Consider the following 18,752-nt stretch of genomic DNA (forward strand, 5'->3'; position numbering starts at 1 on the left):
CTACTCCTTCGACTCACCCCCGAGGATGCGCGGCGCCGACGCGCGGTGGAAGCCCTCGTAGGGCTTGGAGGCGGTGGTCTCCTCCAGCGGGAAAATCTTGGTGTTGCACGACGCGCCACCATCAATCTTGATGACGTCGCCGGTGATGAAGGCCGCGGCGTCGGTGAGCAGGAAGACGATGGCGGCGCTCACCTCGGACTCGGTGGCGAGCCGCTGGAGCGGTACCTCCTTCTTGAGGAGGGGAATCATCGCCCGCACGCCCTCGTCCTTGTAGCTGTCCATGCCGCTGGAGGCCACCCAGCCGGGCGCCACGGCATTCACGCGCACGCCAGACGCGGCCCACTCCACGGCGGCCGTCTGCGTCAGGTTGAGCATGCCCATGCGCGCCGCGCCGGAGTGCCCCATGCCCGGCATGCCGCCCCACGAGTCCGCGAGCATGTTGACGATGGAGCCCCCGTGGCTGCTCATGGATTGGAGATAGACTTCCCGCGCCATCAGGAAGCCGCCGGTGAGGTTGGTGGACACCACCGCGTCAAAGCCCTTCTTGGAGATGGCCGACAGCGGCGAGGGGAACTGCCCGCCCGCGTTGTTGACCAGGCCGTGGATGGGGCCATGCGCGGCGATGATGCGCGCCACGGTGGCCTTCACGCCCTCCTCGTCGCGGATGTCGAGCACCTCGAAGGACACCTTGCCGCCGTCCTCCTGGATTTCCCGGGCGACGGCCTCCAGCTTGTCGGGCTTGCGGCCCACCAGGATGACGTTGGCGCCCAGTGAGGCCAGCTCGTGCGCGGTGCAGCGGCCAATGCCACTGCCGCCGCCGGTGACGACGATGGTGCGGTTGCTGAAACAGCCCGGTGCGAAGAGAGAGCGGTAGCCCATGGTCAGCTCCTGATGTGGAGGTCGTTCATGAAACCCGTGGTCCTCAGCCTCTGCGGGTGCGCCGGGCGCTCAGGGCCTCGTCCAGGGTGAGCGCCCAGCGGTGGAGGACCTTCTTCCTGCGCGCGCTGTCGTCTCTCAGCAGATTGGCCAGCGCGAGTCCCCGGATGAGGTCGAGCGTGCCCTGAATCAGCTCGCGCACCTCCGCGACGCTGTCATCCACGCCGAGCAGCTGTACCGTCAGCCGGTGGAACTCCCGCCCCACGCGGGCCTCCAGCGGGGCCAACTGCGCGCGCAGCTCCGCGTCCGCCACGGCGGCCACCCAGAGCTGCACCGCGGCGGTGAAGACAGGGCTGAGGTAGATGCCGGCCAGCATGTGGAGGATGGCCTCCGTGCGGCGAGCGTCGGCCGGCAACTGGGCGGCCTTGCGGAGCACGGCCTCCACCTGCTGGTGCCCCACATACTCCACGGCGGCGGCCACCAGGTCGGCGCGGGTGGGGAAGTGGTGCTGACAGGCGCCCCGGGACACACCCGCTCGCTCGGCAATCACAGTCATGGTCGCGCCCGCCCACCCCAGCTCGGAGAGCGCGCCAATGGCCGCCTCCATCAGACGCTGGCGCGTGACGCGGCTGCGCTCCTGCTCCTGCCTGCCGGGCGTACTGGATGCCTCACTCACCCGGCCAGGATGCGAGTCAGGCGTTAAAAAAGCAAGCACGCTTGCTTTTTTAGGCCCACCTGCCCAGACTCACGCGTCTTTCGTTGCTGCCGAGTGGAGAGCTCATGCCTGCGTCCCCCCTGCGTGTCGGCAATGCCTCGGGCTTCTATGGAGACCGCTTCTCGGCGGTCCGGGAGATGCTCGAAGGCGGCCAGCTCGACGTCCTGACTGGCGACTACCTGGCCGAGCTGACGATGCTGATATTGGGCCGGGACCGGATGAAGGACCCGTCCACCGGCTATGCCAAGACGTTCCTGAAGCAGATGGAGCAGTGCCTGGCGTTGGTGGTGGAGAAGAAGGTCAAGGTCGTCACCAACGCGGGAGGGTTGAACCCCGCGGGGCTGGCCGCCGCCCTGCGCGAGGTCGCCGCGAAGCTGGGCGTGAAGGTGCGCGTGGCGCACGTGGAGGGAGATGACCTCTCCGCGCAGGCGGACGCGCTGGGCCTGGGCTCGCCGCTCACCGCGAACGCGTACCTGGGCGGGTGGGGCATCGCCGCGTGCCTGCGCGCGGGGGCGGACATCGTCGTCACGGGACGGGTGACGGATGCCTCGCTGGTGGTGGGCCCGGCGGCGGCGCACTTCGGCTGGAAGGTGGATGACTGGGACCGGTTGGCGGGGGCCATGGTCGCCGGCCACGTCCTGGAGTGCGGCACGCAGGCCACGGGCGGCAACTTCTCCTTCTTCACGGAGCTGGACGCGCGGCGCCCCGGCTTCCCGCTGGCGGAGCTGTACGAGGACGGCAGCAGCGTCATCACCAAGCACGCGGGCACGGGCGGCGCGGTGACGGTGGACACGGTGCTGGCGCAGCTCGTCTATGAAATCACCGGGGCGCGGTACGCGGGCCCGGACGCCACGGCGCGCTTCGACACCATTGCCCTGGCGTCACACGGCAAGGACCGCGTCCGCGTCTCCGGGGTGCGCGGCGAGCCGCCACCGCCCACGATGAAGGTGTGCCTCAACAACCTGGGGGGGTACCGGAACGAGGCGACGTTCATCCTGGTGGGGTTGGACATCGAGGAGAAGGCGAGACTGGTGCGCGAGCAACTGGAGGCGGCGCTGACGCGCAAGCCGAAGGAACTCCAGTGGATGCTGACGCGGACGGACCGCGAGGACGCGGCCACCGAGGAGCAGGCCGCCGCCTTCCTTCGCGTGGTGGTGAAGGACGCCGACGCGAAGGTGGTGGGCCGGGCCTTCAGCGGCGCGGCGGTGGAGCTGGCGCTGGGCAGCTATCCCGGCTTCACGATGACGGCGCCTCCCTCCGACGGCGCGCCGTATGGCGTCTACACGCCCGCCTATGTCGAAGCGGGGCGTGTGGAGCATGTCGCCGTCCTCGAGAATGGAGCGCGCACCGCCATCACGCCTCCCGGGGAGACGCGCTCGCTGGAGCCCGTGGCGCCACCTCCGCTGCCGCCGCCAGTGCCGGGCGGTCCCACGCGCCGGGTTCCGCTGGGACGCATCGTCGCCGCGCGCAGTGGTGACAAGGGCGGCACGGCCAACATCGGCGTCTGGGCGCGCACGGACGCGGCCTGGCGGTGGCTGGCGCATGCACTCACGGAAGAGAAGCTGCGCGAACTGCTCCCGGAGGCCGCGCCGCTGCGCATCGAGCGGCACGTCTTCCCCAACCTGCGGGGGCTGAACTTCGTCGTGGATGGCTTACTGGGGGAGGGCGTCTCCTCGTCCACCCGCTTCGACCCGCAGGGCAAGGCGCTGGGCGAGTGGCTGCGCTCGCGGCACATGGACATTCCCGAGGCGCTGCTGCGCGAAGGACAGGAGTAGACCGATGCCACGCCTCACCTCGCGAATCGACCCGGGCTCCGAATCCTTCAAGGCGAACCACGCGGACATGCTGGCCCGCGTTTCGGAGCTGCGCGCCATCGAGGCGAAGGTCCGCAACACGGAGAACCAGGCGAAGGAGAAGTTCCACAAGCGCGGGCAGCTCCTGCCTCGGGAGCGGCTGATGCTGCTGCTCGACCGGGGCTCGCCCTTCCTGGAGCTGTCCACGCTGTGTGGCTATGGCTACCACGACGACAGTGACGGCTCGCTGGCGGGCGGCAACAGCATCATCGGCATCGGCTACGTGTCCGGGGTGCGGTGCATCGTCTTCGTGAACAACTCCGCCATCAAGGGTGGCACCGCGTCGCCATGGGGCGTGCAGAAGGCGCTGCGCGCGCAGGCATTGGCGCTGGAGAACAAGCTGCCCATGGTGTCGCTGGTGGAGAGCGGCGGCGCCAACCTGATGTACCAGCAGGAAATCTTCATCCCGGGTGGGGAGACCTTCTACAACCAGGCGCGGCTGTCGGCGGCGGGCATCCCCCAGGTGACGGTGGTGCACGGCTCCAGCACGGCGGGCGGCGCGTACCTGCCGGGCCTGTCCGACTACGTGGTGATGGTGAAGAAGAAGGCGAAGGTGTTCCTCGCGGGCCCACCGCTGCTCAAGGCGGCCACGGGGGAAGTCGCCACGGATGAGGAGCTGGGCGGCGCCCAGATGCACGCCACGGTGGCGGGCACCGCGGACTACCTGGCCGAGGACGACGCGGACGCCATCCGCATGGCCCGCGAAATCGTGGCGAAGCTCGGGTGGAACGCGCAGCTTCCGCCCACCGAGCGCCCCGCCTATGCCGAGCCCGTGTACTCGCCCGACGAGCTCTGCGGCGCCGTGCCCGTGGACTACCGCAAACCCTACGATTGCCGCGAGGTCATCGCGCGCATCGTGGACGGCTCGGAGTTCACCGGCTTCAAGGACGCGTACGACGCGCACACCGTCTGCGGCTGGGCGAACCTGTACGGCCACCCGCTGGGCATCATCGGAAACAACGGGCCGATTTCGCCCCAGGGCGCGACGAAGGCGGCGCAGTTCATCCAGCTGTGCTGCCAGAAGGACACACCCATCCTGTACCTGCAGAACACCACGGGCTACCTCGTGGGCACGCAGCCGGAGCAGGGGGGCATCGTGAAGCACGGCGCGAAGATGATTCAGGCCGTGGCCAACGCGACGGTGCCGCAGCTCACGGTGCTGATTGGCGGTGCGTTCGGCGCGGGCAACTACGGCATGTGCGGCCGTCCGTTCCATCCGCGCTTCATCTTCGGGTGGCCCAACTCGCGCACCGCGGTGATGGGCGGCGAGCAGGCGGCGAAGGTGATGTCCATCGTCTTCGGAGAGAAGCTGGCCCGGCAGGGGCAGGTGGTGGACGAGGAGCAGCTCAAGGCGTTCTGCCAGCCCATCATCGACCAGTTCGACAAGGAGTCGCATCCGTTCAACTGCAGCGCGCGGATGTTCGACGACGGGCTCATCGACCCGCGGGACACGCGGCGGGTGCTCGGGTTCGCGCTGTCGGTGTGCCGTGAGGCGAAGCGGCGGCAGGTCCATCCCAACACGTTCGGCGTCGCGCGGCTGTGAGAGGAGCGGACACGATGGAGCGCTTCAAGAAGGTCCTCATCGCGAACCGCGGCGAGATTGCCGTCCGGGTGATTCGCACCTGTCAGCGGCTGGGTTACCGCACCGTGGCGGTGTTCTCCGAGGCGGACCGCGGCGCGCCGCACGTGCTGGCGGCGGACGAGGCGGTGGCCATTGGCCCGTCTCCGGCGAAGGAGTCCTACCTCGTCATCGGGAAGATTCTGGAAGCGGCGAAGGCGTCCGGCGCGGAGGCCATCCACCCGGGCTACGGTTTCTTGTCGGAGAACGCGGACTTCGCGCGCGCTTGCCGCGACGCGGGCCTGGTGTTCATCGGCCCGGAGGCCGAGGCCATCACCCTGATGGGCAACAAGCGCCAGGCGAAGCTGCGCATGATTGCGGCGGGCGTGCCCTGCATTCCTGGCTACGAGGCGTCCGACCTGGATGATGAGGCGCTGGCGGTGGAGGGCGAGCGCATCGGCTTCCCGCTGATGGTCAAGGCGGCGGCGGGTGGCGGCGGGCGCGGCATGCGGCTGGTGCACGAGGCGTCGCAGCTTCGCGCGGCCCTGCGCGCGGCGCGCTCGGAGGCGACGAATGCCTTCGGGAGCGGCGAGCTCATCCTGGAGAAGGCCGTCATCGACGCGCGGCACGTGGAGGTCCAGGTCTTCGCGGACACACACGGCAACGTGGTGCACCTGGGCGAGCGGGACTGCTCGGTGCAGCGCCGGCACCAGAAAATCGTGGAGGAGAGTCCGTCACCGGCGGTGAGCCCGGCGCTGCGCGCGCGCATGGGCGAGGTGGCGGTGGCGGCGGCTCGCGCGATTGGCTACCGGGGAGCGGGGACCATCGAGTTCCTCCTCGCGCCGAGCGGTGACTTCTACTTCATGGAGATGAACACGCGCCTCCAGGTAGAGCACCCGGTGACGGAGCTGATTACCGGGTTGGACTTGGTGGAGTGGCAGCTCCGCGTGGCGGCGGGGGAGACGCTGCCCCGGACGCAGGAGGCGATTTCCGCGTCGGGGCATGCCATCGAGGTTCGCCTCTGCGCGGAGGACCCGGCGAAGGGCTACGCGCCCCAGGCCGGGCGGCTGCTGACGTGGAGGCTGCCGGTGCGTGAGGGCGTGCGCATCGACCACGGCGTGCGGGAGGGGCAGGAGATTCCGCCCTTCTATGACTCCATGCAGGCGAAGGTGATTGCGCACGGCCCGGACCGGGAGACGGCGCGCCGGCGGTTGGTGGAGGCGCTGCGCGAGCTGACGGTGTTCGGCGTCACCACCAACAAGAACCTGTTGTTGTACGTGCTGGAGCACGCGGCGTTCCGTTCAGGGGAGTACGACACGGCGTTCATCGCGAAGCACGCGGCGGCGTCGGAGGTGGAAGGGCTGTATCAGGCAAGCGCGAAGACGCGGGCGCTGGCGGCGGCGCTGCTCTTCCACGACGAAGGCCTGAAGCTGGCGGACACGGCGGGACTGGATGTGTCCCTGCTGAACTGGAACACGTCCCACCGCCACCCTGTTCGGATGAAGCTCCTGAGCCGTGGCGCGGAAGCGTCCGTCACCGTCCAGCCCGTGTCCGCGGAAGGGTACGAGGTGGACGTGGGGGATGCGTCGTTCGACGTGTCCGTGTTGGGGCTGTCCGCGGGCGTGCTCGACTTCTCCTGCGCCGGGACGCGGGGCCGCGCACGCTACCTGCGGGAGGGGGACACGCTGTGGCTGGACCTGGGCTCGGGCGCGCACGCCGTGACGGACGTCACGTTCCGTCCGCCGTCGAAGTCGGACGGCGTGGGCAGCGGACGGCTGGCGGCGCCCATGGACGGGCGCATCCTGCGCGTGGACACGCAGGTGGGCGCGGCGGTGAAGCCCGGGGACGTCCTGGTGGTGCTGGAGGCCATGAAGATGGAGTTCCAGGTGGTGGCGGACGTCACGGGCACCGTCGCGGAGCTCAACGTGTCCGTGGGCAGCCAGGTGAAGGCGAAGCAGCTCCTGGTGTCACTGGCGGCGGAGAAGGCTTCCTGAGCGATTCGGCCTGGCTCGAGCGGCGGAGCGTCAGGCCTCCGCCGCTTCAGGCGCGCCGCCCTTCGGCCCTCGCTTGAGCACCAACAGGGCTACGACACACAGCGCGGCGCCGGAGGCGCACACCCCGCTCCATCCCCAGTGCGTCCAGGCGAAGGTCCCCAGCCACGAGCCCGCGGCGCCGCCCGCGAAGTACGTCACCATGTAGAGCGTGTTCAGCCGGCTGCGGGCCTCCGGACGCAGCGAGTACACCCGCGTCTGATTGGAAATCTGGTTCGCCTGGACGCCCAAATCGAGCAGCACCACGCCCAGCGCGATGCCCCACAGCCAGCGTCCCAGGGGCCACATCACGACGAACGACAGCAGCAACACGACGATGGCCGCTCCGTTGATGCGCCGGTCCCCGCGCTTGTCGGCATGGCGGCCCACCAGCGGAGCCACGGCGGCGCCCGCCACGCCCACGACGCCGAACAGCCCCGCCACCTGCGCGTCATACTTCTGCGGCAGGCTCTGGAGGTACAGCGCCAGCGTGGACCAGAACACGCTGAACGCGCCGAAGCTGAGTGCGCCCAGCACCGCATGTAGCCGCAGCACGGGCTCGGTGCGAGCCAGGTGGATGAGCGAGCGCAGCAGTTGCGGATATGGCATGGAGGCCATGGGCGGCTGGGACGGCAGCGTGAAGCGCAGCACGCCGGCCAGCGCGAGCATCAGCCCCGCCGCAATCCAGAACATGGTGCGCCATCCCAGGTGCGTCCCGATGAAGCCCGCCGCCGTCCGGGACAGGAGGATGCCCATCAGCACACCGCTCATGACGGTGCCCACCACGCGGCCCCGCTGCGCGGCGGGCGCCAGGTGCGCCGCGAAGGGGACGAGGAGCTGGGGAATGATGGTGGTGACGCCCACGACGAAGCTCGCGGCCACCATCCAGTGCAGCGTCGGCGCGAGAGCCACGCCCACGAGCGCCAGCGCCACCAGCGTGTTCATGGTGACGATGACCCGCCGCCGCTCCAGGCTGTCGCCCAGCGGGACGATGAAGAGCATCCCCACCGCGTAGCCCACCTGCGTCAGCATGGGCACCAGCCCCAGCGCGCTCCCTGAGGCCCCCAGGGCCTCGCCGATGTCTCCCAGCAGCGGCTGGTTGTAATAGAGGTTCGCGACGGTGGCGCCCGAGGCGGCGGCCATCAGCCACACGAGCCCGGTGGACAGCGTGGTGTGGGGAGCTTCCGGAGGGGAATGCATCGTCATGGAGGCGGACGGACTCTCGCGCCGCGCCCTGCCGGGGTCCAGACCTGTGTAGGCTCCCGGGAATGACAGGTCCGGATTCCGCACGGGGCGGCTTGCCCGTCATCGACATGGCGTCTCTGTTCGATGCATCCCGCGTCACCGAGCGTGCGCGCGTCGCGCGTGAAATCGAGCAGGCCTGTCGCGACAGCGGCTTCTTCTACGTGACGGGCCACGGCGTGTCGGGCGAGGTGCTCGCGCGGCTGGAGCGGGAGAGCCACCGCTTCTTCGCGCTGCCCCGGGCGGCGAAGGAGGCCATCACCATGTCGATGGGCGGTGTCGCGTGGCGCGGCTGGTTTCCACTCGGGGGGGAGCTGACCTCGGGGCGTCCGGACCGGAAGGAGGGGTTGTATCTGGGCACGGAGCTCGGAAGCGAGCACCCGCGCGTCAAGGCCGGCTGGCCGTTGCACGGCGCCAACCTGTGGCCCGCGGAGGTGCCGGAGCTGCGCGCGGCGGTGCTCGACTACATGGCGGCCTGCACGCGCGCCGCGCATGCGCTGATGGAGGGCATGGCGCTGAGCCTGGGCCTGGACGGGGACTACTTCCGGCGGCACTACACGGCGGACCCGACGGTGCTCTTCCGCATCTTCCATTACCCCGCAGAGCCCCAGCACGAGGAGGAGCGCTGGGGCGTGGGCGAGCACACCGACTACGGGCTGCTCACGCTGCTGGCCCAGGACGACCACGGCGGGTTGCAGGTGAAGACGCCGCGCGGCTGGGTGGAGGCACCGCCGCTGCCCGGGACGCTGGTGTGCAACATCGGCGACATGCTCGACCGGATGACAGGCGGCTGGTACCGCTCCACGCCGCACCGGGTGAAGAACGTGAGCGGCAAGGACAGGCTGTCCTTCCCACTCTTCTTCGACCCGGACTTCGCCGCCGAGGTCCACCCCCTGCCACGCGGCGCGGGCGCTGACGTAGATGAGGACCGCGCCCGCCGCTGGGACGGCGCCAGCGTCCACGCCTTCCAGGGGACGTACGGCGACTACCTGCTGGGCAAGGTGTCCAAGGTGTTTCCGGAGCTGGTGCGGCGGGTGTGGGAGCGCGCGCCCACGGCACCGCTGGAGGAGACACCCCGAGGACCCTTACCGCGTTGACGGAGCCCGGGGCGCATGATTGAGAGCGCTGTGCCGGATGACGCGCTTCGGCGCGCCCAAACCGCTCACCGACCAGGAGACATCACGATGATGACCGTCAGTGCGTTCAAGTGGGTTCCGCCGTTCGCACAGGGCCTGGTGCGGGACCTCCGGGTGCGGTGGGCGCTCGAGGAGGCGGGGTTGCCGTATCAGGTGAAGCTCATCGACAACAAAGTCCAGGCCTCGCCCGACTACCGCAAGCTCCAGCCCTTCGGCCAGGTGCCGGTGCTGGAGGAGGACGGCCTCGTCCTCTTTGAATCAGGCGCCATCGTGCTCCACATCGCCAACAAGTGTGAGGCGCTGCTGCCGGCGGACGCGGCGGGCAGGGCTCGCGCGGTGACGTGGCTCTTCGCGGCGCTCAACTCCATCGAAATCGTGATTCAGCCGCTCGCCGAAGTGGACCTGTTCTTCGCCCAGGAGGAGTGGGCGAAGCTGCGCAGGCCGGGCGTGGTGGAGTCGCTGAAGGCGCGCCTGGGAGAACTCGCGGCGCATCTGGGTGAGCGCGAGTACCTGGAAGACTGCTTCACGGCGGGCGACCTGATGATGGTGACGGTGCTCCGCATCCTCCGGCACACGGACGTGCTCGATGGCTTTCCCACGCTGAAGGCGTACAAGGAACGCTGTGAGGCCCGGCCCGCGTTCCAGCGTGCCCTGGCGGCCCAGATGGCGCCGTTCCAGCAGCCTCGCGCTTGAGCGTCTGGAGGGCCGCCGGGCGTAGGCACCTGAAATGAGGGCCTTTTCAGGCCCTCGAATCCATCATCTGCAGGCTCGCGACCGACGGTCCGTGGTTCGCGGACCTGCTCGAGGACCAGGGAATCAGGCCCGCAGGCTCGAGGAGCTCACCCGGGAGTAGGCGCTCCTCACCGTCAGTGTGTCTGTCTCCGGCTAATACCTCGGCCAAGAATTCATTTGTCAGGGCCTCCCATGAGGGAGCCGTCCGTGACCGGCTTGTGTCTCGAGATGCCCCATTCGTCATGTCATCTGCTCGGGCGCAGGTGACGTTTCATTCCCTGGCTGCTGGCGGACCAGGGCGCGGTGCTGCGTGAAAAGTATGTTTTTACGTGTTCTTCGACGTTTTCCTCGCCAGACGACAATGTCTATCCAACGGTCGAAGCGCCTTCTCCTTGCATGGACGCTGCTCCCGCTGCTCGCCTGTGACGGCAAGCAGGAAGAAGCAGCCTTCGCACCGCCGGTCCAGAAGGTGTCCACGCTGAAGGTGCAAGGGGAGGCCGTTGTCCTTCACGACGAATTCCCCGCGCGTGTCTCCGCGTTCCGGGTCGCGGAAGTCCGCCCGCAGGTGGGCGGGCTCGTGCGCAGCCGGCGCTTCTCCGAAGGAGACACGGTCCAGAAGGGGCAGCCGCTCTACCAACTGGAAGCGGCGGTGTTCCGCGCGAATGTGGAAGGCGCGGCGGCGGCCCATGCGGCCAGTGAGGCTGGGCGACTCCAGGCGGAGCTGCATGCGGGGCGCATCCAGTCCCTCTTCGAGAAAGGCGCGAGCACCCAGCAGGCGCACGATGACGCCCGGGCCGCGCTCGCCATCGCGAACGCGGAGGTGGCGCGCGCCCGCGCGGCGCTGGACAGGGCCCGTGTCGACCTGGACTACGCCACGATTACCGCCCCCATCGCGGGGCACATCGGCATCTCCCAGGTCAATGAAGGCGCGCTCGTCGGCCCCGCGGATGCCACGCCGTTGAGCGTCATCCAGCAGATTGACCGCGTCTTCGTCGACATCAAGTCACCCGTGGAGCGCGCGGCGAGCTTGCAGTCACTCCAGCGCGGTGACGGGGAAGCGGGGGCGGAGGTCATCGTGCTCTCCTCGTCCGGGACGCCCTATCCGGAGCGAGGCCGCGTTCAGTTCTCGGACATCTCGGTCGACCCCGGGTCCGGCGAGCTCACGGTGCGCGCCCTGGTCCCCAACGCGCAGCGCAAGCTCCTGCCGGGCATGTTCGTGAAGGCGCGCGTCGTGCTCGGAGAGGTGGCCGGTGCGCTCCTCGTTCCCCAGCAGGCCGTGCTTCACGACGCGCAGGGCCAGGCGCAGGTCTTCATCGTCCGAGAGGACAACACCGCGGAGGCGCGCAACGTCCGCGCCGAACGCATCGTCAGCGGACGCTACCTGGTGGAGGAGGGACTCTCCGCCGGAGCGCGTGTCGTGGTCGAGGGGCAGGACCGTCTTGCGCCAGGCCAGCAGGTCACCCCCGTCGAGTGGCAGCACGCCCCGGCCTCGCGCTGAACCTGGAGTGAGCCGTGCCAAGATTCTTCATTGAACGCCCGGTCTTCGCCTGGGTGATTGCCATCTTCATCGTGCTCGCCGGAGCCATCTCGATTCCCCGGCTCCCCATCGAGCGCTACCCGTCCATCGCGCCGCCGAGCGTGACGATTACCGCCACCTATCCCGGCGCCACGCCGGCCGCGATGAACGACAGCGTCGTGTCGTTGATTGAGCGCGGCCTGTCCGGCGTGAAGAACATCCTGTACTTCGAGTCGTCGAGCGACACGTCGGGCATCGCGCAAATCGTGGTGACGTTCGCGCCCGGAACGGACCCGGACCTGGCGCAGGTCGACATCCAGAACCGTTTGAAGACTGTCGAATCGCGGCTGCCGCAGATGGTCCGGCAGCTCGGGCTCCAGGTGGAGACGACCACCACCAACTTCCTGCTCTTCTCCACGCTCGTGTCGAGCGACGGCCGCTACGACGAGGCCGAGCTGGGGGACTTCCTGAGCCGCAACGTGGTCGAGGACCTGCGCCGCGTGCCCGGCGTGGGGCGCGTCCAGCTCTTCACGCCGGCCCGCGCGCTGCGCGTCTGGTTGGACCCGGCGCGGCTCATCTCGCACGGAATCTCCGTGGATGAGGTCGCGGCGGCGATTCGCGCACAGAACGCGGAGGCCTCTCCCGGACGGCTGGGGGACATGCCCGCGGTTCCAGGCCAGCGCGTCACCACCCCGCTGATGCTCCAGGGGCAGCTCCTGGACGTCGCGGACTTCGAGCGCGTCATCATCCGGGCCCATCCGGATGGTTCGAACGTGCTGCTCAAGGAGCTCGCCAAGGTGGAGCTGGGGCCCCAGAGCTACGCTTCGTCCACCCGGCAGAATGGGAAGAACGCCGCCACGTTCGGCGTGCAGTTGGCCCCGGGGGCGAACGCGCTCGATACCTCCGAGCGCATCCGCGAGCGGATGGCGGACCTCTCCCGGGCCTTCCCCGCGGGCGTCGAGTACACGATTCCGTACGACGCGGCGCCGTTCGTGCGCGTCTCCATCCAGAAGGTCGTCCAGACCTTCTTCGAGGCGATGCTGCTCGTCTTCGCGGTGATGTATCTCTTCCTGCAGAGCGTGCGCTACACGCTGATTCCCGCCATCGTTGCGCCCATCGCGCTGCTGGGAACCTTCGCGGTGATGCTGGCGTCGGGGTTCTCCATCAACGTCCTGACGATGTTCGGCATGGTGCTGGCGATTGGTATCATCGTCGATGACGCCATCGTCGTGGTCGAGAACGTCGAGCGCCTCATGGCGGAGGAGGGGCTTTCTCCCCTCGAGGCCACGAAGAAGGCGATGAAGGAAATCACGGGCGCCGTCATCGGCATCACCCTGGTGCTGACGTCCGTGTTCATCCCCATGGCGTTCGCCACGGGCTCCGTCGGCACCATCTACCGCCAGTTCAGCCTGGCGATGGCCGTGTCGATTCTCTTCTCCGCGTTCCTCGCGCTCACGCTCACCCCGGCGCTCTGCGCGACGCTGCTGCGCCCCGTGGAGCCCGGCCACGCGGGGAAGCGCCGCGGCTTCTTCGGCGGGTTCAACCGGCTCCTGGAGCGGGTGACGGGGCGCTATGCGAACTGGACCCGGGCCATTGTCGGACGCCTGGGCCGGGCATTCTTCGCGTACGCCGTGGTGGTTGCCATGGTGGCCCTGGCCTTCTGGCGGCTGCCGGGCGCCTTCTTCCCGGAGGAGGACCAGGGGTTCCTCAACGTCTCGGTGCAGCTCCCGTCGGACGCCACGGCCGAGCGGACGAACAGCGTGCTCGGGGAGCTGGAGGCCTTCTTGAGCGAGCGCGAGGGCATCCAGGACGTGCTGACCATCCAGGGCTTCGGCTTCTTCGGCTCGGGGGCGAACGCCGGCCTCATGTTCGTGATGATGCGCGACTGGGACGAGCGCCAGGGGGAGACGGCGGCGGGTGAGGTCGCCGCCGCCAACGCGCGCTTCGCCTCTCCGCGGGAGGGCATGGTCATCAACGTGCTGCCGCCCGCGGTGGACGGGCTCGGCAACAGCGCGGGCTTCGCCATGCGGCTGGAGGACCGTGCCGGACACGGCCCGCAGGCGCTCAACGACGCCATGAACCACGTCCTCCAGCGCGCCTCGGACAGTCCCGTTGTCGCCTTCCCCTATCAGGAGGGGTTGCCGGACGGCTCGACGGTGCGAATCCAGGTGGACCGCGAGCGCGCGGCGGCGCTCGGTGTGTCGTTCGCGGAAATCAACTCGGTCATCTCCACCGCGCTGGGGTCGACGTACGTCAACGACTTCCCCAACAAGGGCTACATGCAGCAAATCATCCTGCAGGCGCGCGCGGAGTCCCGGATGCAGGTGGAGGACGTGCTCAAGCTCCCCGTGCGCAACGCGCGCGGGCAGATGGTGCCGCTGTCCTCGGTGGCCGAGCCCGTCTGGGAGCGGGGGCCCATGCAACTGGTCCGCTACAACGGCTACCCCGCCGTGCGCATCGCCGGGGCGGCGGCGCCGGGCTTCAGCAGCGGTGACGCCATGGCGGAGATGGAGCGCATCGCGGGCGAGCTCCCAGCCGGCTTCGCGGTGGAGTGGACGGGGCTCTCCTACCAGGAGCGGCTCTCCGGCTCGGAGGCGCCCATCCTCCTGGCGCTGTCGATGCTCGTCGTCTTCCTGGTGCTGGCGGCGCTCTACGAGAGCTGGTCGATTCCGCTGTCGGTCATGCTCGTCGTGCCGCTGGGACTCATCGGCGCGCTGGCCGCGGTGATGTCACGCGGACTGATGAACGACATCTTCTTCAAGGTGGGCCTCATCACCATCATCGGCCTGTCCGCGAAGAACGCGATTCTCATCGTCGAGTTCGCCAAGCAGCTCGAGGAGCAGGGGCGCTCACCGCTCCAGGCCGCGGTGGAGGCGGCGCGGCTGCGCTTCCGTCCCATCCTGATGACGTCACTCGCCTTCGCCCTGGGCGTGGTGCCGCTGGTGGTGGCCAGCGGCGCGAGCGCGGAGACGCAGCGGGCCATCGGCACGGGCGTGTTCGGCGGCATGGTGTCAGGCACCGTCCTGGCCATCTTCCTGGTGCCCGCGTTCTATGTCGCCGTGCGCAGCCTGCTCAAACGGCGCGAGTCGCCGAGCCCGGCTCCCCTCGTGAAGCACGCGCCCGCGGAGAACGGCTAGCGCGGCCGGGCGCTGGCGGGTGGAGGCTTCCCGCCAGCGCCGCATCACCCCTCAGGAGCGGCGCTGCGCCGAGTCCTGGGGCAGCAGGCGGCCACCCAGCATGGTGATGCGCTTTGCCGCGAGCCGCTGGCGGGCCTCCGGCTCGATGTCCTGCGGCGTCCACTTCAGGTCGTGGTCGAACTCCACGTTCACCGCGGTGACGCCTTCCACCGTCAGCAACCGCTGCTCGATTTCCCGCATGAAGTAGGCGGCCATCATGCACATGGGCGAGGTGATGTGCAGGCGCACCGTCACCTGGCCCTCCGTGCGCTTCACCGACTCAATCAGCCCCATCTCCCCGATGCCCAGCGGCACGCCCGTGGCGCAGCTGCACGGGTCGGGGATGTCCTGGATGCGCTCGCGCAGGGCCTGCTCACTCATACAGGCTCTCCCGGTAGCCGTACGGCTGGATGTCGCCGCGCGCCCTCAGCTTGGCGAACTTGTCGTTGGCGATCTTCTTCTTCACCGACTCCACGTCCACGCCCGCGTAGCGCGCGTAGTTGCCGCCCAGAATCATCCGCTTCACGTCCGGCGTCACCTGCATGCCCGCCACCTGCACCAGGTCGTCCGGCAGCTGGAACTCATGCCAGAACTTGTGCAGCGCGGGGTGCGGGTGGCTGAACACCGTCCCGGAGCCCCACATGATTTTCTCCGGGCCCGCCCACTTCAGCAGCGCCGCCAGGGACTCGGCGAACCAGCGTTCACGCTTCACGATGAGCGCGCCCGTCACTTCCAGGTTCACATACACGTTGGGGAACAGCGACAGCTGCATGCCCGTCTCGTCCAGGAAGGCCATGCCGCCGTGGACGATTTCGAAGTTCAGGTCGGGGAAGGCGTCCGCCGCCCCGCCGATGTCATCCACCTTGTAGGGCTCCAGCGGCACCGCGCCCATGGGCAGGCCCTTGTGCACGGCGATGTTCTTGATGCCCAGCTTCTGCGCCCGCTCGAAGAGCGGGAAGGCGATGGTCGGGTCATCCATGCGCCAGCCCGTGTGGCGGAACTTGTCGCCCAGCCACGCCGCCGGGTAGAGCTTCAGGCCGCTGGGCTTGAGCGTTTCGTACTGCTGCTCCAAATCATCCAGCGCCGCCGTGCCGCGCAGCGGGTCCACGCCCGCGTACACCAGGAAGCGGTGGGGATAGTTGCGGTGAATCTCCAGCGTCTTCTCATAGGAGCACAGGCCATCGTGGTACAGCGTCTGGAGCGGCAGCACGTGGTGCACCGCCAGGTCGACGCCGCTCTCCACGAAGAGCAGGTGCGCCAGTTCCTGCACGGACCAGTTCTTCAGGAAGCCTTCCGCCGTGGGGACGCGGTGCGTCTCCCCGGACAGTCCGCTGTGCAGCCCCCAGATGAGCCCCGCGAGCGACTCGGCGTACTTGCCGGCGCGGTAGTTCGTGGGATGGAGGTTGTAGGCGTGTGTCACCGCATCGATGACGAAGTTGCCGTCAATCACCCGAGGACTCCTTTCACAGTTGGGCCGGGAGGACGCCCGGCGTCATTCGCTACCACGAGAGGCACCCAGGAGTTGTCCCAGGCCCTGATGAATCGACTCCACGTCGAAGGGCTTCTCAATCTGCAGGTTCGGCACGCGCTCCAGGAACTGGCGGGCCCGCGTGGTGTACGAGCCGCCGGTGATGAAGATGAAGCGCTCGGCGATGCCATCTCCGCGCTCACGGACGCGCTCGTAGACGTCCATGCCGGAGATGCCCGGCATCATCAGGTCGCAGAAGACGGCGTCGAAGGGCGCGCCCGACGTCAGCACCGCCAGCGCGTCCTCGCCGTTGTTCACCACCGTCACCCGGTGCCGCATGCCGATGATGCGCGCCAGGGAGCGGCCCACCGCGGGCTCGTCGTCAATCACCAGCACCTGTCCCCGCCGCTCGGCGTGGGGCGCGGGCGCCACCGGCGCGGCCTGGGTGGGGACGGTGTCCGGCGCCGTGGGCAGGGTGACGGTGAAGGTGGTGCCCTGGCCCAGTTCGCTGCGGACCGTGATGTCACCGCCCTGCTTGCGGATGAGGCTGTGGCAGATGGACAGCCCCAGCCCCGTGCCCTTGCCCACGGGCTTGGTGGTGAAGAAGGGGTCGAAGACGCGGGAGAGCACCGCGGGCGTCATGCCGCAGCCGGAGTCGCTCACGTCCACCAGCACGCTGCCCGGCGGTCCGGCGCGGACCCACACGGTGATGTGGTGCTCCTCCGCGTTGCCTTCGGGAATGGCCTGCGCCGAGTTCACCAGCAGGTTGAGGAACACCTGGCCCAGGCGTGAGCCGTCCGCGTACACGCGGGGGACGGACTCGTACTTCTTGATGAGCCGCGCCCGGTGACGCAGCTGGCTGGCGGCCATGTTGATGGAGAAGTCCAACGGCTGCCGCACGTCCACCGCTTCGCGCCGCTCCTCATCCTGACGGGAGATGAACTTCAAGTCCCGCACGATGTTGCGCACGCGCATGGCGCCTTCTTGCGCCTCCTTCAGCAGGGCCTCCGCGTCATGCAGCGTCGCGGGCCACGCCACGCTGCTGGGACCGCGCTCTCCGGCCCGCGTCAGCTCCACGCCCAGGCGGCTCACGGACTCCAGGGCCGAGGCCAGGTTGGCCATGACGTAGGTCAGCGGGTTGTTGATTTCGTGCCCCACGCCCGCCGCCAGAGTGCCGGCCAGCACCATGCGGTCGTTCTGCAGGAGCTGCGACTGGGCCTGCTTGCGCTCGGTGATGTCGCGCGCCATCACCACGACGGCCTCGTGCCCGTCGAACTCGATGGGGATGCCCACGCTTTCCGCGTCGTACCAGGTGCCGTCTCGCCGCAGGTAGCGGACCTCCCGCAGCGGGGCCAGCGCGCCCTTCACGGCCGCGGTGTGCACGCGGTCCTTCACGAGCTCCAGGTCATCCGGATGGACGATGCTCCAGATGGGCTTGGCCATCAGCTCGGCCGGGTCGTCGTAGCCCAGGGCCCGCAGCAGCGTGGGGTTGGCGTAGATGAAGCGCCGCTGGGTGTGCACGAAGATGCCTTCGGGCGCCCGGTCGATGAGCCTGCGGAAGCTCTCCTCTGAACGGCGCAGCGCCTCCTGCGTGCGCTTGCTCTCGGTGACGTCCTCGAACGCGAACAGCCGGTAGCGCATGGCGTCCCCCGCCACCGAGGAGGACGTGGACAGCCGGCGCAGGGTGCGCCCATCCGACATCCTGGCTTCGTCCTCCACCAGGCCCGGCACGCAGTCCTGGTCCGGGGCCGCGCACAGGCGCAGGAACTCCGCCGCGTCGCCGGCCTTGAGGCAGTGCTGGATCACCTCGTCATGGGAGACCTCACCCCGCTGGATGGCGCCTTCCAAGGCGGTGATGCCCCACAGCTGGCAGAAGCGGTGGTTGACGTAGTGGACCCGGCGCGTGCGGATGTCGACCAGGTAGAGGCCGAAGGGCAGGTAATCACTCTCCGGCCAGGGGGCGGCGGATGGTTCCTTGGCCTGCTGCACCGTGCAGTAGAGCGGCTCCGACTCCAAAGCGGCGGTGATGCGCCAGGACAGAGGCAGCCAGGACCCATCCGGCCGGCGCCAGCGACAGGTGAGCGAGGTGGGGCTTGTGGAACCCAGATGCGCGAACAGGGCGGCGGCGTCTTCGATGGGGATGAAATCCTGCAAGGCCATGCCACGCAGTGACGTCAAAGGCAGGCCCACCAGGTGGCCAAAGGCAGGATTGGCTTCGAGCAACACGCCATCACGGCCCAGGATGACGTAGGGCTCCGTGGACAGCTCGAAGAAGCGGTGGGCCCACTGCTCGGTCGACATGCTTCCCTTGGGTTGCCAGGGCGCAGCCAACGCCGGCTTGGGGGGAAGGCCGGGTCATGGCATGCGAGGTGTTCGTAGACGCCTTTGCGCTTTCCAGGACATAGACACTATTTGTGGAAAAATTGCATGTCCTGATTTGGTGGATGGGG

13 protein-coding genes are annotated in these 18,752 nt (G+C 68.9%); 7 read left to right on the top strand and 6 right to left on the bottom strand.

All coding sequences use genetic code 11. The annotated features are described in order from the left end of the window. Both FMP39_RS14710 and FMP39_RS14715 read right to left on the bottom strand, forming a co-directional pair. Nucleotides 1-879 (bottom strand): SDR family oxidoreductase, encoded by an 879-nt coding sequence (locus FMP39_RS14710; RefSeq protein WP_141590544.1) that lies wholly within the window; start codon nt 877-879, stop codon nt 1-3. Nucleotides 880-922: 43 nt separating this feature from the next. After that, nucleotides 923-1,591: a TetR/AcrR family transcriptional regulator gene (locus FMP39_RS14715; protein WP_141590546.1), complete on the bottom strand. Its 669-nt coding sequence runs from the start codon at nt 1,589-1,591 to the stop codon at nt 923-925. Between the two features lie 65 nt (nt 1,592-1,656). On the opposite strand from FMP39_RS14715, the gene FMP39_RS14720 reads away from it, so the two are divergent. Genes FMP39_RS14720 through FMP39_RS14730 form a run of 3 tightly spaced genes read left to right on the top strand, consistent with a single transcriptional unit; the run spans nt 1,657 to nt 6,996 of the window. After that, on the top strand, nt 1,657-3,366 hold the full coding sequence (locus FMP39_RS14720) for an acyclic terpene utilization AtuA family protein (RefSeq protein WP_194858403.1): 1,710 nt from the start codon (nt 1,657-1,659) through the stop codon (nt 3,364-3,366). Between the two features lie 4 nt (nt 3,367-3,370). Further along, nucleotides 3,371-4,987 carry an acyl-CoA carboxylase subunit beta gene (locus FMP39_RS14725; protein ID WP_141590550.1) on the top strand — a complete coding sequence of 539 codons (1,617 nt, stop codon included), beginning with the start codon at nt 3,371-3,373 and terminating at the stop codon, nt 4,985-4,987. Nucleotides 4,988-5,001: 14 nt separating this feature from the next. Then, nucleotides 5,002-6,996, top strand: coding sequence for an acetyl-CoA carboxylase biotin carboxylase subunit (locus FMP39_RS14730; protein ID WP_141590553.1), 1,995 nt, complete (start codon nt 5,002-5,004; stop codon nt 6,994-6,996). A gap of 30 nt (nt 6,997-7,026) precedes the next feature. Here the strand turns inward: FMP39_RS14730 and FMP39_RS14735 are convergent, their stop codons facing one another. Continuing rightward, the gene (locus FMP39_RS14735) at nt 7,027-8,238 is read right to left on the bottom strand and encodes an MFS transporter (RefSeq protein WP_141590555.1); all 1,212 of its coding nucleotides are present in this window, start codon (nt 8,236-8,238) and stop codon (nt 7,027-7,029) included. 62 nt (nt 8,239-8,300) lie between these two features. Between FMP39_RS14735 and FMP39_RS14740 the strand changes: the two genes are divergently transcribed. The 4 genes from FMP39_RS14740 (at nt 8,301) to FMP39_RS14760 (ending at nt 14,795) form a co-directional block, all read left to right on the top strand. Next, nucleotides 8,301-9,371, top strand: a complete 1,071-nt coding sequence (locus FMP39_RS14740; protein ID WP_141590557.1) for an isopenicillin N synthase family oxygenase — start codon at nt 8,301-8,303, stop codon at nt 9,369-9,371. A gap of 87 nt (nt 9,372-9,458) precedes the next feature. Continuing rightward, the gene (locus tag FMP39_RS14745) at nt 9,459-10,103 is read left to right on the top strand and encodes a glutathione S-transferase family protein (RefSeq protein WP_141590560.1); all 645 of its coding nucleotides are present in this window, start codon (nt 9,459-9,461) and stop codon (nt 10,101-10,103) included. A 400-nt stretch (nt 10,104-10,503) separates the two neighbouring features. Further along, a complete protein-coding gene (locus FMP39_RS14755; RefSeq protein ID WP_228558000.1) occupies nt 10,504-11,640 on the top strand; it encodes an efflux RND transporter periplasmic adaptor subunit in 1,137 nt (378 codons plus the stop codon). A 14-nt stretch (nt 11,641-11,654) separates the two neighbouring features. Continuing rightward, complete coding sequence (locus FMP39_RS14760) at nt 11,655-14,795, top strand: efflux RND transporter permease subunit (protein WP_141590562.1); 3,141 nt, start codon at nt 11,655-11,657, stop codon at nt 14,793-14,795. A gap of 51 nt (nt 14,796-14,846) precedes the next feature. Here FMP39_RS14760 and FMP39_RS14765 read toward each other — a convergent pair whose 3' ends face one another. From FMP39_RS14765 to FMP39_RS14775, 3 genes are read right to left on the bottom strand one after another with little or no spacing between them, the layout of a single operon-like run. After that, on the bottom strand, nt 14,847-15,215 hold the full coding sequence (locus FMP39_RS14765) for a metal-sulfur cluster assembly factor (protein ID WP_090491072.1): 369 nt from the start codon (nt 15,213-15,215) through the stop codon (nt 14,847-14,849). After that, nucleotides 15,208-16,284 (bottom strand): amidohydrolase family protein, encoded by a 1,077-nt coding sequence (locus FMP39_RS14770; protein ID WP_141590564.1) that lies wholly within the window; start codon nt 16,282-16,284, stop codon nt 15,208-15,210. Before FMP39_RS14770 ends, FMP39_RS14765 begins: the two co-directional genes overlap by 8 nt. A gap of 42 nt (nt 16,285-16,326) precedes the next feature. Then, entirely contained in the window at nt 16,327-18,603 is a 2,277-nt protein-coding gene (locus FMP39_RS14775; protein ID WP_194858404.1) for a PAS domain S-box protein, read from the bottom strand. Nucleotides 18,604-18,752 lie beyond the last annotated feature (149 nt).

It is taken from the genome of Myxococcus sp. AB056 (genome assembly GCF_006547365.1).
GTDB classification, from domain to species: domain Bacteria; phylum Myxococcota; class Myxococcia; order Myxococcales; family Myxococcaceae; genus Myxococcus; species Myxococcus virescens.